The organism is Streptomyces sp. NBC_00028, from assembly GCF_045041065.1.
In the GTDB taxonomy this organism is placed as follows: Bacteria; Actinomycetota; Actinomycetes; order Streptomycetales; family Streptomycetaceae; genus Streptomyces.
The window spans coordinates 3,742,767-3,766,314 of the sequence record NZ_CP108293.1; the positions used below are offsets into that span (position 1 = coordinate 3,742,767).

The window sequence follows — 23,548 nt, forward strand, 5'->3', positions numbered from 1 at the left end:
TGCGTCCCAGCCTCGGGCAGGGGTCTTTCCCCGGTCTTTCACCGGTCTTTCGCCGGTCTTTCACCGGTCGTCGTTCAGGTCCTCCTCCAGCGCCGCCAGCGCCGGGTCCAGCACGATGTCCTCGTCGCGCCCCTCGATCGTCGGGTCCTCCGGGAAGTGGCAGGCCGTCAGATGGCCGTCATGGTTCCCGGAGATCCGGACCAGCTGCGGCTCCTCGGCCGCGCACTTGTCCTGCGCCTTCCAGCACCGGGTCCGGAAGCGGCAGCCCGACGGCGGCGAGATCGGCGACGGCACGTCCCCGGCGAGCCGGATGCGCTCCCGCCCGCCCGCGTCCGCCTCCCCCGTGAGGCTCACCTCGGGCACCGCGGAGAGCAGGGCGTGGGTGTAGGGGTGCCGGGGGCGGGTGTAGATGGACTCGCGGTCGCCGACCTCGATGATCTTGCCGAGGTACATCACGGCCACGCGCTGCGAGAAGTGCCGTACGACGGCGAGGTCGTGGGCGATGAACAGGAACGCGATGCCCAGCTCCTGCTGGACCTTCTGGAGCAGGTTCACCACCTGCGCCTGGATGGAGACGTCGAGGGCCGAGACCGGCTCGTCCGCCACGATCAGCTTGGGTTCGAGCGCCAATGCCCTTGCCACGCCGATGCGTTGGCGCTGTCCGCCGGAGAACTCGTGCGGGAAGCGGTTGTAGTGCTCGGGGTTGAGGCCGACGATCTCCAGCAGCTCACGGACCCGCCGCTCCCGGCCGCCCTCCGGCTCGATCTCGTTGATCTCCATCGGGCCCGAGATGATCTTGCCGACCGTCTGCCGCGGGTTCAGCGACGAGTACGGGTCCTGGAAGATCATCTGGATCTCGGAGCGGATCGGCGCCAGTTCCCTGCGGCTGGCGTGCGTGATGTCCTTGCCGCGGTACGAGATCGTCCCGGCCGTCGGTTCCAGCAGCCGGGTGATCAGCCGGCCCGTGGTCGACTTGCCGCAGCCCGACTCCCCCACCAGGCCGAAGCTCTCGCCGACGTGGACCGACAGGTCGATGCCGTCCACCGCCTGGACCGCGCCGACCGTACGGCGGATCGGGAAGCCGCCCTTGACCGGGAAGTGCTTGGTGAGCCCCTCGACCACGAGGAGCGGGTCGCCGGACGATTCGCCGACTGCCTCGCGCGGGGCCGGGAGGACGAGGTCCTCTTTCATGACGTGTCCTCCTAGGACTGGGACTACGACTGGGACAGGCCCTAGCCCAGACTGGGCTTGATCTCTTCGATGAAGATGGTCCGCTTCTGGTCCGCCGTGAGATGGCAGGCGGAAGCGCGGTCCGGGGCCAGCAAGGGGCGTTCGTCGACGCACCGGGTGCCGTCGACCCGGCCCTGGAAGGTGCAGCGGGGGTGGAAACGGCAGCCGGACGGGGGGTTCAGCAGGGACGGCGGCTGACCCGGGATCGGCGCCAGCGGGGCGTCGAGGTCGGAGTCGATGCGCGGCATCGAGTTCAACAGGCCCCAGGTGTAGGGGTGCTGGGGTGAGCGCAGGACCTCGTTCGTGGTGCCGCGTTCGATCGCGCCGCCCGCGTACATCACCATGATGTCGTCGGCCATGTCGGCGATGACGCCGAGGTCATGGGTGATGAAGATGATCGCGGAGCCGAACTCCTGCTGGAGGTCCTTGAGGAGGTCGAGGATCTGGGCCTGGACCGTGACGTCGAGGGCCGTGGTGGGCTCGTCGGCGATCAGCAGGTCCGGGTCGCACACCAGGGCCATGGCGATCATCGCGCGCTGGCGCATACCGCCGGAGAACTGGTGGGGGTAGTCCTTCGCCCGTTCCCTGGGGTTGGGGATGCCGACCTTGCCGAGCATCTCCACCGCGCGGTCCCAGGCGGCCTTCTTGGAGGCGCCCCGGTGCTTCATGTACGGCTCGGCGATCTGCCGGCCCACCGTGTAGTACGGCGACAGCGCGGTGAGCGGGTCCTGGAAGATCATGGCGACCTTGTTGCCGCGCAGCTTCTCCAGCTCGTGCTCCCGGGCGGTGGTCAACTCCCGCCCCTCCAGCAGGATCTCGCCCTCGACGGTGGTGAACTTCGGGTTGTGCAGCCCGAGGATCGTCAGATTGGTCACGGACTTGCCGGAGCCCGACTCGCCGACGATGCCGAGGGTCTTGCCGCGCTCCAGGTCGAAGGAGAGCCCGTCGACGGCGCGGACGGCGCCGTCCTCGGTGCGGAAGCTGACGTGCAGGTCGCGCACGGAGAGGAAGGCGCCCGCGTCGGACGGGACGGGCGCCCCGTCCTCCTTGGTCACAGTGGTCACGACAGAGCTCCTAGGACAGCCGCACGCGCGGGTCGATGAAGGCGTAGCAGGCGTCGACGACGATGTTGCACAGCAGGATCACGGCGGCCGAGAACAGCATCACGCCGAGCAGCAGCGGCAGATCGCTGAACTGCACCGACTCCACCGCGAGCCGTCCGAGGCCGGGCAGTCCGAAGGTGAACTCGGTGATGATCGCGCCGCCGAGCAGCGAGCTGAGGTCGATGCCGAGGATGGTGATGATGGGGATCAGCGAACCGCGCCAGGCGTAGCGGAAGAAGACGTAGCGGCCGCTCATGCCCTTGGCGCGGGCGGTGCGGACGTGTTCCTCCTGGAGCTGCTCGATCATCGAGGAGCGCGCCATACGCGTGTACTGCGCGGCGAAGATGGTGGACAGCACCGCCCAGGGGATGATCAGCCCGGTGAACCAGGCGGCGGGGTTGTCGGTGATCGGGGTGTAGTCCGGCTCGTCGAAGATATGGGTCTGGTAGACGAGGATCGCCAGCGCCAGCGGGCCCAGGAAGTAGATCTGCATCGAGCTGATCACCATGGACCCGGCGGTGAAGGACTTGTCCACGAGGGTGCCGCGCTTCCAGGCGGCGAGCAGTCCGGTGCCGAGCCCGACGAACAGGAAGACGACGGTGGCGCCGGCCGCGAGCGATAGCGTCAGCGGCAGCCGGTCCATCAGGGTCGACCAGACCTGCTCGTTGGTGTGGTACGAGTACCCGAAGCACGGGGCGGGGCAGGGCCCCTGCTCGAAGTCGTTGCGTCCGGTGACCAGCCCGGACAGGAAGATCCAGAACTGCTCCGGGATCGACTTGTCGAGCCCCAGCGTGTGGTGGATGTTCGCCAGGGAGTCCGGCGTGCAGGTCTTGCCGCACATCAGCAGCGCCGGATCGCGGGGCATGCCGAAGAAGAGCAGGAAGGCGACCACGGTCAGCAGGACCAGGATCACGAGTGAGCCGAGGATCCGGCGGAGGAGGAAGCGCAGCATCTCAGTGGCAGCTTTCGGGCGAAGCCTGGGCGGCGCGGTGCGCCCCACCACAGGAACGGGGCGGGACGCACCGGACGCCGCTTGGACGGGTTACTTCACGAAGAGCCTGCGCGGGTCGACGCCACCGATGACGTCGTCGTACGCGAGGCCACCGATCTTGGACCCGGCGATCTGGGTCTGCTTGTAGTACGCCGTCGGGATGTTGGAGACGACGTCCTTCACGATGTACTCGTTGATCTTGTTCCAGGCCTCGGCGGCCTTGATCGGGTCGGTGATGGTGTTCGCCTTGTCGATGTCGGCGTTCACCTTCGGGTCGTTGATGTGCGAGTAGTTCGAGGAGCCGTCCTGGATCTGGCGGCCGTCGTAGAGCGGCGGGATCACGGTCGACGCGCTCGGCCAGTCGGCACCCCACGCGGTGTGGTAGATGTCGTAGTTGTTCTTGACCTTGCTGACGTTGTCGTAGTACGTCTCGGCCGGGATCTCCTGGCGCTGCACGTCGAAGCCGGCCTTCTCCAGGCCCGCCGCCATGGCGGTGGAGTACTGCTGGCCCTCAGGGGTGTTGATGTAGCCGAAGGTCAGCTTCAGGCCCACCTTGCCGGCCTTCTCCAGGAGCTGCTTGGCCTTGGCCGGGTCACCGGCGGGCTTGGCCTTCTTGCCGAAGGGGTCGAACTTGGGGTCGTAGCCGGAGACGGTCGGGCTGATCAGACCGCCGGCGACCTCCATCGCGTCGGTGCCGCCGAAGGCACGCACGAACGGCGTGATCGGCAGGGCGTAGGCGATGGCCTCGCGGACCTCCTTGGACTGCATCTCCGGCTGGGACAGGTTGATGTTCATCTGTCCCACGTACGGCTGGTAGCCGGAGACCGTACGGTTCTTCATCGCGGCGTCGTTGAGGACCTTGGTCAGGTTGCCCGCGTCGACCTGGTTGCTGAGGCTGATCGCCGTCGCGTTGGCGCCCGAGTCGTCGAGGATGGCCTTGGTCGAGTCCTCGAACTGCTTGTTGAACTCGATGTTGAACTGGTCGACGTACTGGTGCCGGACCGCGTCGGTCTTCGGGTCCCAGTTGGTGTTCTTGACCAGCGTCATCGTCTTGCCCGACTTGAACTCCGAGATCTTGTAAGGACCGGAGGTCATCGGGGACTTGTCGTACTTGACCTTGGTGTCCTTCTCGGCGGACACGACGGAGTAGCCGGCCATGGCGAGCGCGTACGGCAGGTCGGGCTTGGGCGACTTGAACTTGAAGACGATCGTCTTGTCGTCGGGCGTCTCCAGGACGGTGTCCGGGAGGTGCTTGCCCTTGTACGGGCCGTCCGGGAGAAGCTTGCGGTACTCCGTGCCCGGGGTGTCGGCCAGCCACTGCTGGATGTAGGTCGGGCCATTGGAGATGAACGGCGCGAAGAGCCGCTCGAAGGTCTGGCGCACGTCCTTGGCGGTGATCGCGGAGCCGTCGGCCCACTTGACCCCGTCCTTGAGCGTGTACTTCCAGGTCTTGCCGCCGTCGCTGGTGGTACCGCTGTCGGTGGCGAGGTCGCCGACGACCTGGTGCTTCTTGCCGTCGTCGCTGGTGGCCTTGTAGGCGGTCAGACCGCGGTGGATGAGCTGCGAGAGGGCCATCTCGTCGGAGACGTAGATCTGGCCCGGGTCCAGGTGCGCGAAGCTGTCCCGCTGGAGCACCGTGATGGTGCCGCCCGCCTTGGCGCCGGCGATCTCGGCGGCCGGTCCGGTCGACTCCTTGGCGTTGCCGAAGGAGATGCCGGCCTGCTGCCGCTGGGCGTTCTCCTTGTCCTGCTTGTCGTTGTCGCTGCCTTTGCTGCCGCCCTCGCTGCAGCCGGTGAGCACGAGAGCCCCCGCCGCCAGCAGTGAGAGCGCGGCGTACGCGTGGCGTCCACCCTTACCCATCACTCAGATTCCACCCATCTTGTGTCACCGGTGCGACCTGCGCCAGTGCGGTTTGAAGTGCGGACCGGCAACGTGCCGTCCGGTCGGTGTCGGGCGAGGACGCCCACAACTCGTCGGTCAGCGCGCCGTCTTGGGATCGAAGGCGTCCCTGACCGAGTCCCCGAGCAGGTTGAACGCCACGATGAAGATGATCATCGAGATGCCCGGGAAGAACATGTAGGTGATGTCGTTCTGCATCACGAGTTCGGTCGACGCCTTGGAGAACATCTGCCCCCAGTCCGGCGTCGGTTCGACGATCCCGACGCCGAGGAAGCTCAGACCGGCCTCGGCGGTCACGAAGTTGGGCAGCATGTACGTCGACTGCACCAGGATCGGGGTGACCACGTTGGGCAGGATCTCCTTGCGGATGATCCGGGTGGGAGACGCTCCGCTGACCTTGGCCGCCTCGATGAACTCCCGTTCTCGCAGCGAGAGTGTGGTGCCGCGCAGGATGCGGCCGAGGCTCATCCAGCCGAGGAACCACTGCACCGCGATGAGGGCGACGACCCGGACGTACACCGGCGTCTCGTCGCGCGGGCTGACGAACAGCGAGACCACGACCGGCATGCTCGCGATGAAGAACAGCTGGGCCGGGAAGGCGAGCAGGAAGTCGATGACCCGGCTGATCAACTGGTCGGTCCTGCCGCCGAGATAGCCGGCCGCGACCCCGAGGATGATGCCGGTCAGCACGGTCGCGACGGTGACCGCGAGCGAGATCATCAGGGAGTTGCGGATGCCGTAGAGCAGCTTGGTGAAGACGTCGTAGCCGTTGCCGGGCTCCAGGCCGAACCAGAACTCGCCGCTGATACCGCCGTTGGGCTGCAACGGGACGCCCGCGCTGTCGAAGAGTTCGGGGCGTTCGTCCGCGAACACCGTGTAGGGGTCCTTGCCGTACAGCTTGGAGATCAGCGGGGCCGCGAGGCCGACCACGAAGAAGAAGATCACGACGTATGCCGAGATCACTCCGGTGCGGTCGCGCTTGAAGCGGATCCACATCAACTGGCCCGGAGAGCGGCCCTCAAGCTGCTTGGCCTCCTCCGGCTTCGTCTTCGGCTGCTGGTCGCCGTCGACGACGACCGGGGTCCCGCCGCCTTCGATGTCGATAGGACTGGTCACAGTTCGTCCGTTTCGCAGGTGTGGGTGTGCCGAACCGGCGACCGGCACGGGTGTGCGCGATCGCGGGTCGGATCATGAAGAAGCGTCGGCGCATGCTCCGGCCCGCGGAAGAACCCGCAGCCGGACGCGCGTAGTGGTAGGAGCGAAGCCCCTCAGAGCCGATCGCCGTACGCCGGCGCGGAGTTGACGCAGTTTGCGGACGCTGTGACCCACCTGGTGCTTGTGACACCGCGCATGGGACTCCTCCTCATGACTCCACGTGTTCACCAACAGGAGGGGGTACTGCCCGTCCTCCGACACCCCTGACGGAGGGTCAGGCACCCCCTGGTGCTCGTGAGTCGGCGCCGTCCCCACGGCGCGAGACCCATTGACCCGAGCGCTACGCGGCTAACTATCTGCCATGAGCCAAGTACCGACCACTGTTCTTAAATCTCAATTCAGTCACAGCTGGCCCGTACATCTTCCAAAATCTGGACAAACTGTCTGGTGCGAGAAGGGCGCGAAACGGACGTGTTACATGTGTATCGGGCGAGGATCTCCGCATTACGGACATGACTCACCGCTGATCCACAGGGACCTGACGGAAAACGGGTTGCAAAAAGCCCGGGCACCCCCCTTGATGGGGGTGCCCGGGCTCAGAACCGATCGGCGATCAGCCGTGCTTGGCGCGGCTCGCGGCGCGGGCGCGCTCGCGGGCGTCCAGGTTCACCTTGCGGATGCGGACCGCCTCCGGGGTGACCTCCACGCACTCGTCGTCACGGCAGAACTCCAGGGACTGCTCCAGGGAGAGCTTGCGGGGCGGCACGATCGCCTCGAACGAGTCGGCCGACGACGACCGCATGTTCGTGAGCTTCTTCTCCTTGGTGATGTTCACGTCCATGTCGTCGGAGCGCGAGTTCTCGCCGACGATCATGCCCTCGTACACCTCGGTGCCGGGGTCGGTGAACAGCACACCGCGCTCCTGGAGGTTCGTCATCGCGAAGGCGGTGACGGCACCGGAGCGGTCGGCGACCAGGGAGCCGTTGTTACGGGTCTGGAGAGTGCCGAACCAGGGCTCGAAGCCCTCGTGGATGGAGTGCCCGATGCCCGTACCGCGGGTCTGGGTCAGGAACTCGGTCCGGAAGCCGATGAGACCGCGCGACGGCACGACGAACTCCATGCGCACCCAGCCCGAGCCGTGGTTGGACATGTTGTCCATGCGGCCCTTGCGGACGCCCATGAGCTGCGTGACCGCGCCCATGTGCTCCTCGGGCACGTCGATCGTCATGCGCTCGACGGGCTCGTACGTCTTGCCGTCGACCTCCTTGGTGACGACCTGCGGCTTGCCGATGGTCAGCTCGAAGCCCTCGCGGCGCATCTGCTCGACCAGGATGGCGAGCGCGAGCTCACCACGGCCCTGGACCTCCCAGGCGTCGGGACGCTCGGTGTCGAGGACGCGCAGCGAGACGTTACCGATCAGCTCGCGGTCCAGGCGGTCCTTGACCTGGCGGGCGGTGACCTTGCGGTCCTTGACGGCCGCCTTGTTGTCGGCGCCCTTGCCGGTGCCGCCCCGGCCGACCAGCGGCGAGGTGTTGGTGCCGATGGTCATGGAGATCGCGGGCTCGTCGACCGTGATCAGCGGCAGCGGGATCGGGTTCTCCGGGTCGGCGAGGGTCTCGCCGATCATGATGTCCGAGATACCGGCGACGGCACAGATGTCACCGGGGCCCGCCACCTCGGCGGGCTTGCGGGTGAGCGCCTCGGTCATCAGCAGCTCGGTGATGCGCACGTTGGACATGGAGCCGTCGCGCTTGATCCACGTGACGGTCTGGCCCTTGCGCAGCTCGCCCTGCTCGACGCGGAGCAGCGCGATACGGCCGAGGAAGTTGTCGGCGTCCAGGTTGGTGACGTGGGCCTGGAGCGGCGCGTCCTCGTCGTAGGTCGGGGCCGGGATGTGCTGGAGGATCGTCGAGAAGAACGGCTCCAGGCTGTTGGAGTCGGCCGGGACCGTGCCGTTCTCCGGCTTGGTCAGCGAGGCGATGCCGTCACGGCCGCAGGCGTAGACGATCGGGAACTCGATCTGCTCCTCGTCCGCGTCCAGGTCGAGGAAGAGGTCGTACGTCTCGTTGACGACCTCGTCGATCCGGGAGTCCGGACGGTCCGTCTTGTTGATGCACAGGATGACGGGGAGGCGCTGCTGGAGCGCCTTGCGCAGCACGAAGCGGGTCTGCGGCAGCGGGCCCTCGGAGGCGTCGACCAGCAGCACCACACCGTCGACCATGGACAGACCACGCTCGACCTCGCCACCGAAGTCGGCGTGGCCGGGGGTGTCGATGATGTTGATGGTGATGACGTCGCCGCCATCCTTCGGGTGGTACTTCACGGCCGTGTTCTTGGCCAGGATCGTGATGCCCTTCTCACGCTCCAGGTCGTTCGAGTCCATCATGCGGTCGTCGACGCCTTCGAGCTGGTGCGCGGCGAAGGCGCCGGCCTGCTTCAGCATGCCGTCGACGATGGTGGTCTTGCCGTGGTCGACGTGGGCGACGATGGCTACATTGCGGATGTCGTGGCGCGTGGCCATAGTGCGGCGTACTCCCGGAGTGGTGTGGAAGGGGCCTGCGCGTACGTCTCTGCTACGCGGACCCTGCCGGGCTGTACATGCCACGGCCTCACCCCATGGTACGTGGCATTGGCAGCGGCGGCCTCCGGGGGCGGTTTCAGGCCTCCTGCGCGGCCCTTGAGCCGGTCGGGCAGCGGCGGGCGGCGGCCTCCCGGCCGCTGTCGCTCGGCGCGGCCTCGGCACAGGAACGGAAGTCGGAGCCGGTCTTGTCCCAGCTGCGGACATGGCCCTTGGCGGGCTCGCCGTCCCCGCAGGTGTACGTGAAGTCGGCATCGACCAGATTGACGTAGCCCCAGGCGTAGTACGAGCCCTTCTCCAGCCCGGTCCCCTCCTCGTACCCGGCACCGATCGAGGTGTTGATCCGCCCGCTGGAGCCTCCGGCCGGTCCGTCGAGCTTCAGATACGTGCCGAGTGACGCGAGCACGTCCGAACTGCTCGCGCCCTTTGGCCGGGGACTGATCGTCTGGTGGTAGACGACGGTGTCGATGACGTTGAGCTGGGCTTTGTAGGACGCCGTCGGCTTCTCGATCGTGATGGGCTCGGCGAGGTAGGTCACCTTCTCCGTGTGCCGTACACCGGACCAGGCGTACGTCCCGTCCGCGCAGGCTCCCGCCCGCGCGTCCGAGTCACCACTGCACCCCGTCAGCCCCGCCCCGAGGGCCACCAGCGCGGCCCCCACCACCCACGTCCGCATGTACATGCAGACGATGATCCCCTACCGCGCTCCCCTACTTCTCCTTGGGGCTCGCCGAGGGGTGGGCCCCCTTCTTCAGGAAGCCCATGTCCTCGTACACCGGCGTCTGGAAGCCGAAGGCACCGGCGTTGGCGATGTTCTTCCTCGCCGCCGTGAGCTGGGGGCGCTGATACAGCGGGATCGAGCCGGCGGCGGCCCAGATCCGGGAGTCGGCCTTGCGGATCAGGCCCCGGCTCTCGCCCTCGTCCAGCGTGGAGACGGCCTGGTCGAAGAGCTGGTCCACCTGGTCGGTGCCGACGCGGGTGTAGTTCTGCTCGACGTTCAGGGAGCCGTCGGCGGCCGGGACCGGCTTGGCGTAGATCGGGCGGGCGTCGGTGGCGGGGAAGGCGGAGGCGGGCCAGGAGTACAGGGCGAGGTCGAACTGGCCGGACGCGATGTGGTCCTTGAAGTAGCTCTCGTCGGCGACCTTGCTGATCTCGGTGCGGATGCCGACCTTCTGGAGCATCCCGGAGATCCGGTCGGCCACCGTGCGCAGGGTCTGCGAGCCCGGTCCCGACGGCAGGACGAAGCGGAGCGTGAGCGGCTTGCCGTCCTTGGCGAGCATCCCGGCCGCGGCACCGGCGGGCGCGGCGGTGCCCCGGGGGGCGTAGGCGCCGGGGGCGCCGCCCTGCTTCAGCTTGTTCGCGTACTGCTTGCCGTCCTGCGCGAGGTGCTGGGAGCCGTCCCCGCTCTTCCCGTGCTTCTTGGGGTCCTGCTTCTTCTCCCGGTCGGCCTCACGCAGGACCTTGTCCGCCTCGCGCGGCGCCTTGTCGTCCTCGCCGACGATGTACGTACTGTCGTCACCGTCCTCGGAGTCCTCCTGGGAGGCCTTCTCGGAAGTCTTCTCGCCCTTGGACCCGGCGGCCTTCTCGCCCTTCTTCTTCTCCTCCTTCAACGGCCCGCCCGGCACCCAGCCGGCGTCCGCGAGGAGGGCCTCGGCCTCAGTGGTGTCCTGGCCGCCGAGGGCGCCGCTGCTGTCGGCGTAGGCGGCCTGCCCGGCCAGCGCGAGGTGGCTGCCGACCGGCTCGGCGGGCAGGCCGAGTGGGCTGAGCACGACCGAGGCCAGGGCGTCCCGGTCCAGGGCGCGGGCCACGGCACGGCGGACCCGCTCGTCGGCGAGGGGGCCCTCGGCGCCGTTGAGGGCGAGCTGGGTGTACGCGGGCTCCAGGGAGCGGCGCACCTCGAAGCCGCGCAGGGCCTGCTGCTGGCGGGCGTACGCGGAGATCTCCTGGCGCTGCTGCTCGCGGGCGCTGATCTCGTCGTCGGCGGCGTCCTCGTCGGTGCCCTTGGCGACGGCCCAGGAGCGCAGGGAGTCGGCGGCGGTGAGATTGCTGCCGGGGCCCATGAGCGGGGTGGCGCTCGCCCGGCCCTTGGCCGCCACGGTGATCCGCTTGACCGACTCGGGGTCGATCTCGGCCAGGTCCAGGGTGCCCGCGGCGAGTGCGGCGGCCCGCTTGTCGCGGGGTACGGCGCGCAGCACGATCTCGTCGAGCTTGGCGGGTCTGCCCCACCAGCGCGGGTTGCGGGCGAGGGTGACCTCGTCGTCCTTGCGGTCGACCTTCTTCAGCGCGAAGGGACCGGCAGTGACCTTGAGCTTCTTGCGGGCGCTGTCGTTGAAGGAGTCCGGGGTGCCCATGACGTCCTTCGGGTACAGCGGGGAGAACAGCGACTTCCAGTCGGCGTACGGCCGCGCGAAGGTGACCTTGACCTCCAGGTCGTTCTTGCCGCGCTCGATCTTCTCGATGCGGTCGTAGCCGGCGTTGCGGGCCGTCCAGTACGCGGTGTCCTTGCCGGACAGGGCGCGCCACTGGGCGGCGAAATCGGCGGCGCCGATCTCGCGGCCGTCGCTCCAGACGGCCTGCTGGTTCAGCTTGTACAGCACGACCTGGCGGGGCTCGGTCTCGACGACCTCGGCCTTCTCCAGGTAGTCGGCGTCGACCTGGGGGCGGCCGTTCGCGTCGAGCCGGTACATCGCCGGCAGGACGGCCTGGGCGACCCGGGTGGTGGTGGCGTCGGCGTCCGACTGGAACGTGTTGAGGGTGTCCGGCACCGAGTCCACCGCCCAGCGCAGGGTGCCGCCGTCGGCGACCAGGGAACGCTCGGCGATCCCGATGTCCTGCCCGGCGAGCGGCTTTCCGGCCGGATCCTCGGAGCTGCATCCGGAGAGCAGCGGGACCGCGAGCGCGCCCGCGCTCAGGAAGGCGACCGAGCGCATCACCGCGCGCAGTGCGACGCCGTGTGGGGACATGCCGTCTACCTCCGGGGGTGCGCCGCCTGGTTTGGATCACGTTTGGCGGTATATGGAGCTGATCAGATGTATGCGGCCACTGAAGAGGAAAGGGTTCGGCAGTCGGTGGCGACACGGCGGGGGCGGCGCGGAAGCCCACCCGTGCGGCGCAATGGACGGCGCACGAGGGGCGCGCACGGAGGCTCACGATCCGCCAATCCATGCACGTCCCTTCACATGGGCCGGTGTGACGCGCAACACTCGCAGGCGCACATGAACGTTGCCGCCCTAAGTGAGGTCACGTCATGGCCCTGCACGACGAACTGGCGTCAGCCCAGCGCTGCCTCGACGAGCTGCACCGGTATGTGAAACGCCTGGAGCAGCAACTCGGCAGCGGCGGCCTGGAGATGCGCCGTGTCCGCGTGGACACCGACCGCCTGCGCGAGAGCCTCGCCCTGCTCAAGGAGGCCGATCCCGCGCTCGCCCAGTCGAAGCGGACCGACCTCGTCTCCATCCCCGACACCCCGTACGACAACAGCCTGTGGACGGACTCGGACGACGAGGGTCTCGGCGCCCGCGACCGCCACGCCCCCTGAACCCGACCGGAGTCATGAGTTGGCCACTGGTACGGAACCCCAACAGAACAGCGGCGGCGTACGGTCCGGTACGCGCGCCGCGATCGCCGCTCCTCATCTGCGGACCGACCGCTGGTGGCTGGCGCCCGCCGCCACCGCCGCCGGGCTGCTCGCCTTCGTCGTCTACTCGGCGTGGAGGGCCTTCACGAACGCGGACTACTACGCGGCGCCGTACGTCTCGCCGTTCTACTCCCCCTGTCTCGCGGAGAAGTGCGAGACCATGCGCTCGGGCCCCAACTGGGAGATCTTCGGCGGCTGGTGGCCGCTGTCCCCGGCGATCCTCATCCTGATCTTCCCGCTCGGCTTCCGCCTGACCTGCTACTACTACCGCAAGGCCTACTACCGGGGCTTCTGGGCGTCCCCGCCGGCCTGCGCGGTGGCCGAGCCGCACAAGAAGTACTCGGGCGAGACCCGCTTCCCGCTCGTCCTGCAGAACCTGCACCGGTACTTCTTCTACGCCGCGATCGTGGTCGCCGGCATCCTCACGTACGACACCGTGCTCGCCTTCCGCGACGAGCACTACGCGTGGGGCCACATGGGTCTGGGCACCCTCGTGTTCCTGGTCAACATCGTGCTGATCTGGGCGTACACCGTCTCCTGCCACTCCTGTCGGCACATCGTCGGCGGCCAGCTCAAGCACTTCTCCAAGCATCCCGTGCGCTACCGGGCATGGAAGTTCGTCGGGAAGCTGAACGCCCGTCACATGCTGTTGGCGTGGGCGTCGCTGGTGAGCGTGGCGCTCGCCGACTTCTACGTCTACCTGGTCGCTTCCGGCGCCTTCGACGATCCGAGGTTGTTCTGATGTCCGTGGTGGAACGCCAGGAGTGGGACGTGGTCGTGGTCGGTGCCGGTGGCGCCGGACTGCGCGCCGCCATCGAGGCACGGGAGCGAGGCGCCCGTACGGCGGTCATCTGCAAGTCGCTGTTCGGCAAGGCGCACACCGTGATGGCCGAGGGCGGCATCGCCGCGGCGATGGCGAACGCCAACGAGCACGACAGCTGGCAGGTGCACTTCCGCGACACCATGCGCGGCGGGAAGTTCCTCAACCAGTGGCGGATGGCCGAACTGCACGCCCAGGAGGCCCCGGAGCGGGTGTGGGAGCTGGAGACCTGGGGCGCCCTGTTCGACCGCACCAAGGACGGCCGGATCTCCCAGCGCAACTTCGGCGGCCACGAGTACCCGCGCCTCGCGCACGTCGGCGACCGCACGGGCCTGGAACTCATCCGGACCCTCCAGCAGAAGATCGTCTCGCTGCAACAGCAGGACCATCGCGAGACGGGCGACTACGAGTCCCGGCTGAAGGTCTTCCAGGAGTGCACGGTCACCCGGATCCTCAAAGACGGCAGCCGGGTCTCCGGAGTCTTCGCGTACGAGCGCGAGTCCGGCCGTTTCTTCGTCCTCGAAGCGCCGTCCGTGGTCATCGCGACCGGCGGCATCGGCAAGTCCTTCAAGGTGACGTCGAACTCGTGGGAGTACACCGGCGACGGTCACGCCCTCGCCCTGCTCGCGGGGGCGCCGCTGCTGAACATGGAGTTCGTGCAGTTCCATCCCACGGGCATGGTCTGGCCGCCGTCGGTGAAGGGCATCCTCGTCACCGAGTCGGTCCGCGGCGACGGCGGAGTGCTGCGCAACTCGGACGGCAAGCGGTTCATGTTCGACTACGTCCCCGACGTCTTCAAGGAGAAGTACGCCGAGTCGGAGGAGGAGGGCGACCGCTGGTACGAGGACCCGGACCACAACCGCCGGCCACCGGAGCTCCTCCCCCGCGACGAGGTCGCCCGCGCCATCAACGCCGAGGTCAAGGCGGGCCGCGGCTCCCCGCACGGCGGCGTCTTCCTGGACGTGTCGACGCGGATGCCCGCCGAGACGATCAAGCGCCGGCTGCCGTCCATGTACCACCAGTTCAAGGAGCTGGCGGACGTCGACATCACCGCCGAGGCGATGGAGGTCGGGCCGACCTGTCACTACGTGATGGGCGGCATCGCGGTCGATTCGGACACGGCGGCGGCCCGCGGGGTGCCGGGGCTGTTCGCGGCCGGTGAGGTCGCGGGCGGTATGCACGGCTCCAACCGGCTCGGCGGCAACTCGCTCTCCGACCTGCTGGTGTTCGGCCGCAGGGCGGGCCTGCACGCCGCCGAGTACGCGGCGGCCCTCGCCTTCGAGCGCCCCGCGGTGGACGAGACCCAGGTCGACACGGCGGCGGCCGAGGCGCTGCGCCCGTTCTCCGCGGAGGGCCCGGCGCCGGGCGAGGAGGACGGCCGCCCGCCGGAGAACCCGTACACCCTGCACCAGGAGCTCCAGCAGGCCATGAACGACCTCGTCGGCATCATCCGCCGCGAGGCCGAGATGGAGCAGGCCCTGGAGAAGCTGGCGGAGCTGCGGGTACGGGCCCGGCGCGCCGGAGTGGAGGGCCACCGCCAGTTCAACCCCGGCTGGCATCTCGCACTCGACCTGCGCAACATGCTGCTGGTCAGTGAGTGCGTGGCCCGGGCGGCGCTGGAGCGCACCGAGTCGCGCGGCGGCCACACCCGCGAGGACCACCCGGCGATGGAACGCACCTGGCGCAACGTCAACCTGCTGTGCGCGCTCACCGACCCCACGGGCGGCCTGGCCGCCACGGACCCGGTCCGCGGCCAGATCGCCCTCACCCGCGAGACGACCGACCCCATCCGCCCCGACCTGCTCGCCCTCTTCGACAAGGAGGAGCTGGTCAAGTACCTCGCCGAAGAGGAGCTGTACGAGTGAGCAGCTACAAGGCCCAGTTCAAGGTGTGGCGGGGCGATGTGGGGGGCGGCGGCCTGGAGGACTTCACGGTCGAGGTCAACGACGGTGAGGTGGTCCTCGACATCATCCACCGCCTCCAGGCCACCCAGGCCCCCGATCTCGCCGTCCGCTGGAACTGCAAGGCGGGCAAGTGCGGTTCGTGCTCGGCGGAGGTCAACGGGCGGCCCCGGCTGATGTGCATGACCCGGATGTCGGTGTTCACGAAGGAGGAGACGATCACCGTCACCCCCCTGCGCGCGTTCCCGGTGGTCCGCGACCTGGTGACCGACGTCGGCTTCAACTACGAGAAGGCGCGTGAGGTCCCGGCGTTCGTGCCGCCCGCGGACCTGGGCCCCGGCGAGTACCGGATGATGCAGGAGGACGTGGACCGCTCGCAGGAGTTCCGCAAGTGCATCGAGTGCTTCCTGTGCCAGGACACCTGCCATGTGGTGCGCGACCACGAGGAGAACAAGCAGGCGTTCGCGGGCCCGCGCTTCCTGATGCGGGTGGCCGAGCTGGACATGCATCCGCTGGACGCGGCGGCGGAGACGGGCCTGGACCGCAAGACCACCGCCCAGGACGAACACGGTCTCGGCTACTGCAACATCACCAAGTGCTGCACCGAGGTCTGCCCCGAGGGCATCAAGATCACGGACAACGCGCTGATCCCACTGAAGGAACGGGCCGTGGACCGCAAGTACGACCCGCTGGTGTGGCTCGGTTCGAAGATCAGGAGGAGGTCTTCATAGCCTGGCGCTGCACAGCGAGCCCGAGCACGAACACCACCATGCCGGCCATCGCGTACGGCATGCCCTCCGCGGTCGGCCCGCGCAGCGGCCCGACGAAGAGGAAGGTGCCCATCCCGGCCGTTCCGGTCAGCGTGCCGTACCCCCACAGCTTGGGCCGCGCCACCTTGGCCCGCCCGCGCCCCGGGGGCAGCCATCCGGTGATGACCGCGGCGCCCCCGATCACCAGCCCGGCCGTCAGCACCGCGACTGCCGTGATCACCAATATCCCGTGCACGCCGATCATCGTCCCACCAGCTCCAGGACGCGCACCAGGTTGTGCTCGGCAATGGCACGCATGGGTTCGGTAAAGGGAAAGTCCCCGTCGAGCAGCCGCAACGGCCCGGCGACCAGGGACAGATGCATGGCGAGCCGGTAGAGCGCGAGCCGGTCCTCGTCGAGGCCGGGGCAGCGCAGGACGTCGTACCGCTCCCCGAACCGGAGTTCCAGGAAGACGTGCTCCCACTCCACGTCGAAGTAGAGCAGCCCTTCGACGTCGATGAGAGCGAGGTCGCCGTCCCGGGTCAACAGCACATGATCCGGGCCGAGTTCACCATGGATGAGGGCGTGCCGATCACGCGGACGAACCCTCTCCGCCAACGCCCGCAGCCGATCGGCGAGTTGCTCCCGTACGTCGGCGATACGCGGCTCCCGCCCGGCGGCCTCCTCGATGTCCCGCAGGGCACCCTCCAGGACCCGCCGCTCGCAGGAAGGCCCGTACGAGGAGCCGCCGTTGTCGACGAGAGCGACCTTGCCGAAGCGTGGCCCCGGGTGGGCGTGCAGGGTGTCGAGGAGGGCGGCCAACCGGTCCATGAGGGCAGGTTCGCGGGGCAGCGCGGCTTCCAGACTGCCCCCGGGGAGGTCCTCGACGACCGCCTGACGGTTCTCGGTGTCGGCATGCAGCAGTCGCGGCGTACGCACACCCGCGGCGGCCAGGCGGTCGTGCGCGGCGAGGAACAGGTCGAGGGAGTTGCCGTGGGAGAAGGGGTCGCGGAGGTCGGAGGGGCCCGCGTCCCAGTAGTCCTCGTCCGGCGACCAGACATACGCGACCGCGCTGAAGCCGTCGTCGAAGGTGAGCCGGTAGACGCCCTTCTTGGTGCCGCCGCGCAGCCGCGTGGCGTCGGCGAGGACCCGGCCACCGCCGACGGCGGCACGGGCGAGCGGGACGAGGTCTTCGCGGGTGAGGGCCCTGCGGGTGGCGGTCATCCGCCCGATCCTGGCATCCGGCGCCACCGACCGCAGCCGTATTTCAGCGCACCCGGCCCCGCTGGTCGCCACCGTACTTTCAGCGCACCCAGGCCTTCCGGTACGCCGTCCAGTCGCCCTCCGTCGCCGCGAAGTCGACGTACAGGGCGACCCCGAAGCGGGCGCGGTCGGCGTCGGTGCGGGACAGGCCGAGCCGTACGCCACGGACGGCCGCCGCGACGGTCTCGGCGCCGGCGTGGTGGCCGATGTCGTTCTCGTGGAAGAAGGGCAGGCCCATGAGGAGGTCGGTGGTGGGCGGGGTGACCTCCAGGGCGAGCGAGGTCTGCTGGGCGACGTAACCGCCGTACAGGCTCTCCAGCGGCATGGCGGTGTCGTACGACATCACCGCGATCTGGTCGACCCGCCGCGCGACCTGCCCGAAGTACTCCTGCGACCACCACTTGGGGTGCCCGGTGAGCGCGCCCGCGACGGAGTGCAGGGCCGGCAGCGGGTCGATCTGGTGGGCGGCGACGGAGAGCGGAACGCCCTGGGCCCGCGTGACCTCGTGCAGGCGGTCGAGGAGGCCGAGATAGTCCTGGTCGCCGGAGTGGAGGGGCTCCAGGTCGAAGTGGGCGCCGTCGAACCCGGTGGCGAGGATCTCGCGGGTGGAGCGGACCACGGCCGCCCTGGTCGCCGCGCGCTCCAGGTGCAGTCCGTCGGGTTCCTCGCTCGCCAGCTTGTCGCCGAGCCAGGCCTGGACGCGGACGCCGGGGGCCGCCCGGTGGACGGCTTCGAGGAAGGCGCGGGCTCTCGGGTACGACGATGCCGGCAGCGTTCCGTCATGTTCCAGCGGTCCCGCGTGGACGTAGAGGTCACGGATGCCGGTGGTCTTCAGGCGGGCGGCGAGCGCGGTGACATCCGCGTCGGTCTTGCGGCCGTCCACCCAGGCGTGACCGAGCCACAGGGCGTCGCGGTTCCTGGTGCGGGTGCCCTCCGCGAGGTCGCCGGTGTAGTTGAGGCGGAGGGCGAGGGCGGCGGCGAGAACGGGGACGAGGAAGGCGCAGACGAGCCCGACGACCGTCCACCGGAACCAGCGGCGGCGGAACCACCGGGGCCGAGACGGCTCCCTCGCAGGCCCCTTCTCAGGCTCCCCCTCAGGCCCCTTCTCAGCCTCCCGCTCGGGCTCGTTCTCGGCGCTCACTGCCATGCCGTCCTCGCTCCCCCTCCCGGTCGCGTCCCCGCATTCCTGCTCATACGCTCCGAAATGTGACGTCATCCTTGATCCGGGGCCGGCCGCGGCGCGCGGCCTCGCACATATCCGCGCGCGTGCTGCACACCTTGCTGGGTGCGCTGATCGGCGTGATGTGGCTGGTGCTGCCGGGGATGACGATCGACGACCGTGCTCCGGTTGCGGACAAGCGCGCACAGGCCGCCGTCCGGTCCGGCGCACCGGACGCGGACGGGTCGTCGGCCGCCGACCTCGTGCTGCCGCTCGTGGCGGTGGGCGCCACGGTCCTGGTCGCGGGGTACGCGTACGTACGGCGCACCCGGCGGGCCCGCACCCGGACCACCCCCGGCGGCGTCCCCACCCCGCTCTCGGCACCGCCTCCGCCCACCGAACGGGACGAGCGGGCCCGGGCCCTGCTGGTGGCCGCCGACGACAGCGTCCGCACCAGCCGGGAGGAGCTCGGCTTCGTCGAGGCCCGGTTCGGACAGAGCGCGGTGGAGCCCTGGGTGCTCGCCGTGCGGGACGCCGAGGCCGAGCTGGCGGCCGCCTTCCGGATGCGGCAGCAATACGACGACGGCGTACCGGAGGAGGCCGCGGCCCGGCAGCACGCGCTCGCCGGGATCGTCGGCCGCTGCGAGGAGGCCGGGCGACGGCTGGACGAGGCCGCCGCCGGCGTCGACCAGCTGCGCGGCCTGGAACAGGGCGCGGGCGACGCGCTGGGGCTCGCGGAGACCCGGTTCCGGGCGCTCACCGGACGCACCCAGGCCGTCGACGCCCTGCTCACCGGGCCGGCCGCCCGGTACGGCTCCGCCGCCGTCGGCGCGGTCACCGGGTACGTCGAGCAGGCCAAGGACCGGCTCGTCTTCGCCACCCTCCGGCTCAACCAGGCCCGCCAGGCCACCGACCTCGCCGCTCATGACCGCGCCGCCGTGCATCTGCGCGCCGCCGAGGGCGCGATCGCCCAGGCCGCCGTCTTCCTCCACGCGGTCGAACGCCTCGACACGGAGCTGTCCGGGGCCGCCGCCCTGCTGCCGGCCGCGCTGACCGGTGCGGAGACGGAACTCGCCCGGTTGCGGAACAGCGGTGCCGAGACGCCCGTCGGCGAGCTGCGGGCGCGGATCCTGCACGCCGACAACGTGCTGGCCTTCGTACGGGACGAGGTGGCGGGCAGCGCTCCGTACGATCCGCTCGACGCCCTGCGCCGGATCGTGCGGGCGGTCGCGCCGCTCGCCGCGGAGCCGACGGCCGGGGTGCTGGGGGCCGCCGCGGCGCTGGTCGGGCGGGCCTCGGTCGCGGGTGCGGACGACTTCGTCGCCACGCACCGGGGCGCGGTGGGTGCCACGGCCCGCACCCGGCTGGCGGAGGCGGCTCGGCTGCTCGCCGCGGACCCGGTGGCCGCCGACGCGCTCGCCGTGGCGGCCCGTGAGCTGGCCGAGCAGGACGTCCGCATGCACGGCAACCCCGTCGCCGGGGCAACCGAGCACGAGAGCGGGGGCGCCGGGGCGGTGCTCGGCGGCATCCTGCTGGACGGCGGAGCGGCGGCCAGCTTCGGCGGCCCACGCGGCCGGGGGCGCCGCGCCTAAAACCGACTCCTGGGGCGGGCGTCTGGAACGGACTTCTGGCGCAGGCGCGCAGGCCTCTAGAACAGGCTCAGCAACGCCTCCGCCGGGTCCGTCAGCCCCGTCTCGCCGTCCGGCAGCGGCAGTTCGAACCACACCGTCTTCCCGCGCGGCGTACGGCGTGAGCCCCAGGCCGCGCTGAGCAGGCCGACCAGTTGCAGGCCCCGGCCGCCCTCGTCGGTGTCGCGGGCGCGGCGGCGGCGCGGCTGGACCAGGCCGGAGTCCCAGACCTCGCAGACCAGGGTGCGGTCGAGGAGGAGCCGCAACCGGATCTCGCCCTCGCCGTATCTGAGGGCATTGGTCACCAGCTCGCTGACCAGCAGCTCCGTGGTGTCGACCAGGGGCTCCAGGTCCCAGCTGAGCAGCCGCCCGCGCGCGTACTCCCGCGCCCGGCCCACGCTGCGCGGCTCGCGCGGCAGGGTCCAGTCGCCTACGGAGTCGGCGGGCAGGCCCTGGACGCGGGCCATCAGCAGGGCGATGTCGTCCTCGCCGTGATGGGTGTCGAGGGTGTTGAGGACGTGGTCGCAGACGTCCTCCAGGGGGAGGGTCGGGTCGGTCAGCGCGCCCACGAAGGCTTGCAGACCCTCGTCGAGGGGGTGATCGCGGCTTTCGACCAGTCCATCCGTGTAGAGCGCGAGCAGGGCGCCTTCGGGCAGTTCGACCTCGACCTCCTCGAAGGGCTCCCCGCCGACGCCGAGCGGCATGCCGGGCGGCACGTCGAGCATCAGCGCCGCCTCACCGGGTTCCACCAGGACGGGCGGCAGATGACCGGCGTTGGCGAAGGTGCACCTGCGTGTCACCGAGTCGTAGACGGCGTACACACAGGTCGCCAGGTACACCTCCGACAGGTCGGCCTCACGGGGCCGGCGGGCGGCCCGGGTGGCCTGCTGGACGCCGCCGGGCGCGCCGAGCCCCCGCGCGATCTCGTCCAACGCGCTGAGCACTTCCGCCGGTTCGAGGTCGAGAAGGGCCAGGGTGCGGACGGCGGAGCGGAGTTCCCCCATCGCCACGGCGGCGCGCAGCCCGCGCCCCATGACGTCCCCGACCACCAACGCCGTACGGTGCCCGGGCAGTTCGATGACGTCGAACCAGTCGCCACCGACCTCGCTGGGCCGGTCGGAGGAGGAGTTGCCCGGCCGGTAGCGGCAGGCGATGTCGAGGCCGGAGGCGACCGGGTCGCCGGGCGGCAGCAGGGACCGCTGGAGCATCAACGCGCGTTCGTGCTCCCGCCGGTACAGCCGCGCGTTGTCGATACAGACCGCGGCCCGCGCCGCCAGCTCGACCGCCAGCTCCCGGTCCCGGTCCCCGAACGGCTCGCTGCCCTTGGTCCGCGCGAACTGCGCGAGGCCTACGACGGTGTCGTGGGCGACCATCGGCACGGCGAGCGTGGACTGCACGAGGCCGCCCTCCTCGGCCGGGATGTACTGCGGGCGGGCGGTGCGCAGGGCGTCCGCGCAGGGCGAGTTGAAGGGGTAGTGGTGGACGGCGCCGACCGCTATGGGCGGGCCCGCGCCGATGAAGGGTGCGTCGGAGACGGCGCTGGCGAAGGCGACCCGGCGCAGTTGCGCGCTGCCGTCGGCCAGGCCCGGCGGGGTCTCGTCGCCGGCCAGGAGGCCCTGGTAGAGGTCGACGGTCGCCAGGTCGCAGAAGCCGGGGACGACGACGTCGAGGAGTTCGCGGGCCGTGGTCTCCAGGTCGAGGGAGTTGCCGATCCGCGCGCCGGCCTCGTTCAGGAGGGCGAGATTGCGCCGGGCGGCGGCGGCTTCCCGGGCGGCCTGCCGGCGGGCCGTGATGTCGATGGCGAGCCAGGCGATGCCGATGGGGCGGCCGGAGCCGCTGTGCACCCGGTAGAGGTTGACCGACCAGTGCCGGCGCTCCTCGGAGCCCGGTACGAAGCCGGTGACGTGCATGTCCGTGATGGAGTCGCCGGTCTCCAGGACACGGCGGAGGGTGGCCGTGACCCGCTCGGCCTCGGGGCGCGGGAGATAGTCGTGCACCCCCCTGCCCCGGTGGTCGTCCGGTGTCCCGCCGAACACGGTGGCGAACCGCTGGTTGGCGCGGCGCACCCGCAGATCGAGGTCGATCAGCAGGAAGCCGAAGGGAGATTGACCGAAAATCGACTGCGAGGCGGCGAGGTCGGTCTCGATGCTGCGCAGGGTGCGGACGTCGACCACGATGCAGACGGCGGCCTTCTCGCCGTCCTCGGTCCGGGTCGGCATGACATAGACCTCGGCGAGGCCCTCCGCCCCCGGGGTGCCGTCCTCGGTGTCCGGGGCGCGGAAGGGGACGACGCCGGTCCACTCACGGCCGTCGAGGATCTCGGCCATCTTGCGCTGGCCGAGCTCGCGCCGGTCCGGGTCGATGAACGCCTCGATGGGGTCCATGCCGACCGCCTGCGCGGCGGCGATGCCGAAGACCTGCTCGGCCCGCAGGCTCCACTGGTCGACCAGCCCGTCGGGACCGATGGAGAACGAGGCGACCTTGATGTAGTCGTAGATCGAGCCGGGCGGACTGCTCTGCCACATGGCGTCACCCTGCGGGGCCACGGCGTCAGCCGCGGCCTGTGACCTCGCGCCGTCCGACGGGTCCTCGGACTCCGTGGCCTTCGCTGGTATCTCGCTCACGCGAACCGTCCCCTCCAGCTCACCGCGTCCGGCACCGGTCACCGGCAGCGGCTGCCCGCAGTATCCAGCACTACGGCGCCGCACAACACGGTGTTCACGATCACAGCACGGTCCCAGCGTTTTTTGGACCGCACCGCGACAACACTTCCAGTCTTCTAACCAGCCAACACACAGTCGAATCACGTACTCCGACAACCGTCAGTGGCCTGAACCTGTCGGTGGACAGCGCGGGCGCACGCGTACAGCCCGTACGCCCCCGATGCACCGCCGCGTTCACGGCGGCACCGCGAGCTCGAACCACACCGTCTTTCCGGCCACGCCGGGGCGGGTACCCCAGCGACGCGAGGAGAGGGCGACCAGCTGAAGACCCCGTCCGCTCTCGTCCTCAGGACGCGCGACGCGCTCGCGGGGCGGGTCGGGGAGCGGGTCGGAGACCTCCACCAGCAGGACGTCATCGAGGCCGGTGGGGCGGACGAGGCGTACACCGATCGGGCCGGTGGCGTGCCGCAGGGAGTTCGTCACCAGTTCGCTCACCAGCAGGGCCGTGATGTCGGCCAGACTGTCGAGGCCCCACTCGCGCAGTCGCCCGCGGACGGCTCCGCGGGCGGCGCGCACGGCGCCGGGGTCCGCGGGGAACGACCACTCGGCGCAGTCGCCTTCGGTGTCGATCACGCCGATCACTTCCCAGGCCACACCCATGTCCGGTTTCGTGGGGTTAATGGGCACATACCCGATATCCGGTGGGGATTACCGTGTGGTGGGGCGCGCTGTGGTGCGAACGGGGGTATGGGGGGCGCCTAGGAGCTCGGGG

At 69.9% G+C, this 23,548-nt stretch carries 18 protein-coding genes; 5 read left to right on the forward strand and 13 right to left on the reverse strand.

From position 1 onward, the window contains the following. Positions 1-60: 60 nt before the first annotated feature. The 8 genes from OG885_RS16420 to OG885_RS16455 form a co-directional block, all read right to left on the reverse strand. Positions 61-1,191: an ABC transporter ATP-binding protein gene (locus OG885_RS16420; protein WP_405731668.1), complete on the reverse strand. Its 1,131-nt coding sequence runs from the start codon at positions 1,189-1,191 to the stop codon at positions 61-63. Between the two features lie 41 nt (positions 1,192-1,232). Continuing rightward, the gene (locus OG885_RS16425; protein ID WP_405731671.1) at positions 1,233-2,294 is read right to left on the reverse strand and encodes an ABC transporter ATP-binding protein; all 1,062 of its coding nucleotides are present in this window, start codon (positions 2,292-2,294) and stop codon (positions 1,233-1,235) included. A 10-nt stretch (positions 2,295-2,304) separates the two neighbouring features. Continuing rightward, positions 2,305-3,285, reverse strand: a complete 981-nt coding sequence (locus tag OG885_RS16430) for an ABC transporter permease (RefSeq protein ID WP_405731674.1) — start codon at positions 3,283-3,285, stop codon at positions 2,305-2,307. 90 nt (positions 3,286-3,375) lie between these two features. Further along, a complete protein-coding gene (locus OG885_RS16435) occupies positions 3,376-5,184 on the reverse strand; it encodes an ABC transporter substrate-binding protein (protein WP_405731677.1) in 1,809 nt (602 codons plus the stop codon). 117 nt (positions 5,185-5,301) lie between these two features. Next, positions 5,302-6,339, reverse strand: coding sequence for an ABC transporter permease (locus tag OG885_RS16440; RefSeq protein ID WP_399948688.1), 1,038 nt, complete (start codon positions 6,337-6,339; stop codon positions 5,302-5,304). A gap of 652 nt (positions 6,340-6,991) precedes the next feature. Beyond that, positions 6,992-8,899: a translational GTPase TypA gene (typA, locus tag OG885_RS16445; RefSeq protein WP_405731682.1), complete on the reverse strand. Its 1,908-nt coding sequence runs from the start codon at positions 8,897-8,899 to the stop codon at positions 6,992-6,994. A gap of 136 nt (positions 8,900-9,035) precedes the next feature. After that, complete coding sequence (locus OG885_RS16450; protein ID WP_405731685.1) at positions 9,036-9,638, reverse strand: hypothetical protein; 603 nt, start codon at positions 9,636-9,638, stop codon at positions 9,036-9,038. Positions 9,639-9,666: 28 nt separating this feature from the next. Continuing rightward, positions 9,667-11,919, reverse strand: a complete 2,253-nt coding sequence (locus OG885_RS16455; RefSeq protein WP_405731688.1) for an ABC transporter family substrate-binding protein — start codon at positions 11,917-11,919, stop codon at positions 9,667-9,669. A 284-nt stretch (positions 11,920-12,203) separates the two neighbouring features. Here OG885_RS16455 and OG885_RS16460 point away from each other — a divergent pair, with 284 nt between their 5' ends. From OG885_RS16460 to OG885_RS16475, 4 genes are read left to right on the forward strand one after another with little or no spacing between them, the layout of a single operon-like run. Further along, positions 12,204-12,494: a hypothetical protein gene (locus tag OG885_RS16460; RefSeq protein WP_329335119.1), complete on the forward strand. Its 291-nt coding sequence runs from the start codon at positions 12,204-12,206 to the stop codon at positions 12,492-12,494. Positions 12,495-12,513: 19 nt separating this feature from the next. Further along, a complete protein-coding gene (locus tag OG885_RS16465) occupies positions 12,514-13,335 on the forward strand; it encodes a hypothetical protein (RefSeq protein WP_405731691.1) in 822 nt (273 codons plus the stop codon). Continuing rightward, entirely contained in the window at positions 13,335-15,278 is a 1,944-nt protein-coding gene (locus tag OG885_RS16470; RefSeq protein ID WP_405731694.1) for a fumarate reductase/succinate dehydrogenase flavoprotein subunit, read from the forward strand. Before OG885_RS16465 ends, OG885_RS16470 begins: the two co-directional genes overlap by 1 nt. Then, entirely contained in the window at positions 15,275-16,045 is a 771-nt protein-coding gene (locus OG885_RS16475; RefSeq protein ID WP_405731697.1) for a succinate dehydrogenase/fumarate reductase iron-sulfur subunit, read from the forward strand. Before OG885_RS16470 ends, OG885_RS16475 begins: the two co-directional genes overlap by 4 nt. Here OG885_RS16475 and OG885_RS16480 read toward each other — a convergent pair. The 3 genes from OG885_RS16480 to OG885_RS16490 all read right to left on the reverse strand — a co-directional run bounded on the left by OG885_RS16480 (position 16,026) and on the right by OG885_RS16490 (position 18,473). Next, complete coding sequence (locus tag OG885_RS16480) at positions 16,026-16,319, reverse strand: hypothetical protein (RefSeq protein WP_405731700.1); 294 nt, start codon at positions 16,317-16,319, stop codon at positions 16,026-16,028. The two genes, OG885_RS16475 and OG885_RS16480, sit on opposite strands and share 20 nt — an antisense overlap. Before the next feature lie 5 nt (positions 16,320-16,324). Then, positions 16,325-17,287, reverse strand: coding sequence for a phosphotransferase family protein (locus OG885_RS16485; protein WP_405731703.1), 963 nt, complete (start codon positions 17,285-17,287; stop codon positions 16,325-16,327). 79 nt (positions 17,288-17,366) lie between these two features. Next, the gene (locus OG885_RS16490) at positions 17,367-18,473 is read right to left on the reverse strand and encodes a hypothetical protein (RefSeq protein WP_405731706.1); all 1,107 of its coding nucleotides are present in this window, start codon (positions 18,471-18,473) and stop codon (positions 17,367-17,369) included. Between the two features lie 59 nt (positions 18,474-18,532). Here OG885_RS16490 and OG885_RS16495 point away from each other — a divergent pair, with 59 nt between their 5' ends. Beyond that, positions 18,533-20,077, forward strand: coding sequence for a hypothetical protein (locus OG885_RS16495; protein ID WP_405731709.1), 1,545 nt, complete (start codon positions 18,533-18,535; stop codon positions 20,075-20,077). 56 nt (positions 20,078-20,133) lie between these two features. On the opposite strand, the gene OG885_RS16500 is transcribed toward OG885_RS16495, so the two are convergent. Together OG885_RS16500 and OG885_RS16505 are read right to left on the reverse strand one after the other, a co-directional pair. Continuing rightward, complete coding sequence (locus OG885_RS16500) at positions 20,134-22,737, reverse strand: SpoIIE family protein phosphatase (protein ID WP_405731712.1); 2,604 nt, start codon at positions 22,735-22,737, stop codon at positions 20,134-20,136. A 273-nt stretch (positions 22,738-23,010) separates the two neighbouring features. Continuing rightward, positions 23,011-23,436, reverse strand: a complete 426-nt coding sequence (locus OG885_RS16505) for an ATP-binding protein (RefSeq protein ID WP_405731714.1) — start codon at positions 23,434-23,436, stop codon at positions 23,011-23,013. Positions 23,437-23,548 lie beyond the last annotated feature (112 nt).

Coding starts and splice junctions, on each gene's coding strand:
- OG885_RS16505 (WP_405731714.1), bottom strand. CDS start 23,436: ATGGGTGTGGCCTGGGAAGTGATCGGCGTGATCGACACCGAAGGCGAC.
- OG885_RS16455 (WP_405731688.1), bottom strand. CDS start 11,919: ATGTCCCCACACGGCGTCGCACTGCGCGCGGTGATGCGCTCGGTCGCC.
- OG885_RS16420 (WP_405731668.1), bottom strand. CDS start 1,191: ATGAAAGAGGACCTCGTCCTCCCGGCCCCGCGCGAGGCAGTCGGCGAA.
- OG885_RS16450 (WP_405731685.1), bottom strand. CDS start 9,638: ATGTACATGCGGACGTGGGTGGTGGGGGCCGCGCTGGTGGCCCTCGGG.
- OG885_RS16460 (WP_329335119.1), top strand. CDS start 12,204: ATGGCCCTGCACGACGAACTGGCGTCAGCCCAGCGCTGCCTCGACGAG.
- typA (WP_405731682.1), bottom strand. CDS start 8,899: ATGGCCACGCGCCACGACATCCGCAATGTAGCCATCGTCGCCCACGTC.
- OG885_RS16470 (WP_405731694.1), top strand. CDS start 13,335: ATGTCCGTGGTGGAACGCCAGGAGTGGGACGTGGTCGTGGTCGGTGCC.
- OG885_RS16435 (WP_405731677.1), bottom strand. CDS start 5,184: ATGGGTAAGGGTGGACGCCACGCGTACGCCGCGCTCTCACTGCTGGCG.
- OG885_RS16485 (WP_405731703.1), bottom strand. CDS start 17,287: ATGACCGCCACCCGCAGGGCCCTCACCCGCGAAGACCTCGTCCCGCTC.
- OG885_RS16490 (WP_405731706.1), bottom strand. CDS start 18,473: ATGGCAGTGAGCGCCGAGAACGAGCCCGAGCGGGAGGCTGAGAAGGGG.
- OG885_RS16430 (WP_405731674.1), bottom strand. CDS start 3,285: ATGCTGCGCTTCCTCCTCCGCCGGATCCTCGGCTCACTCGTGATCCTG.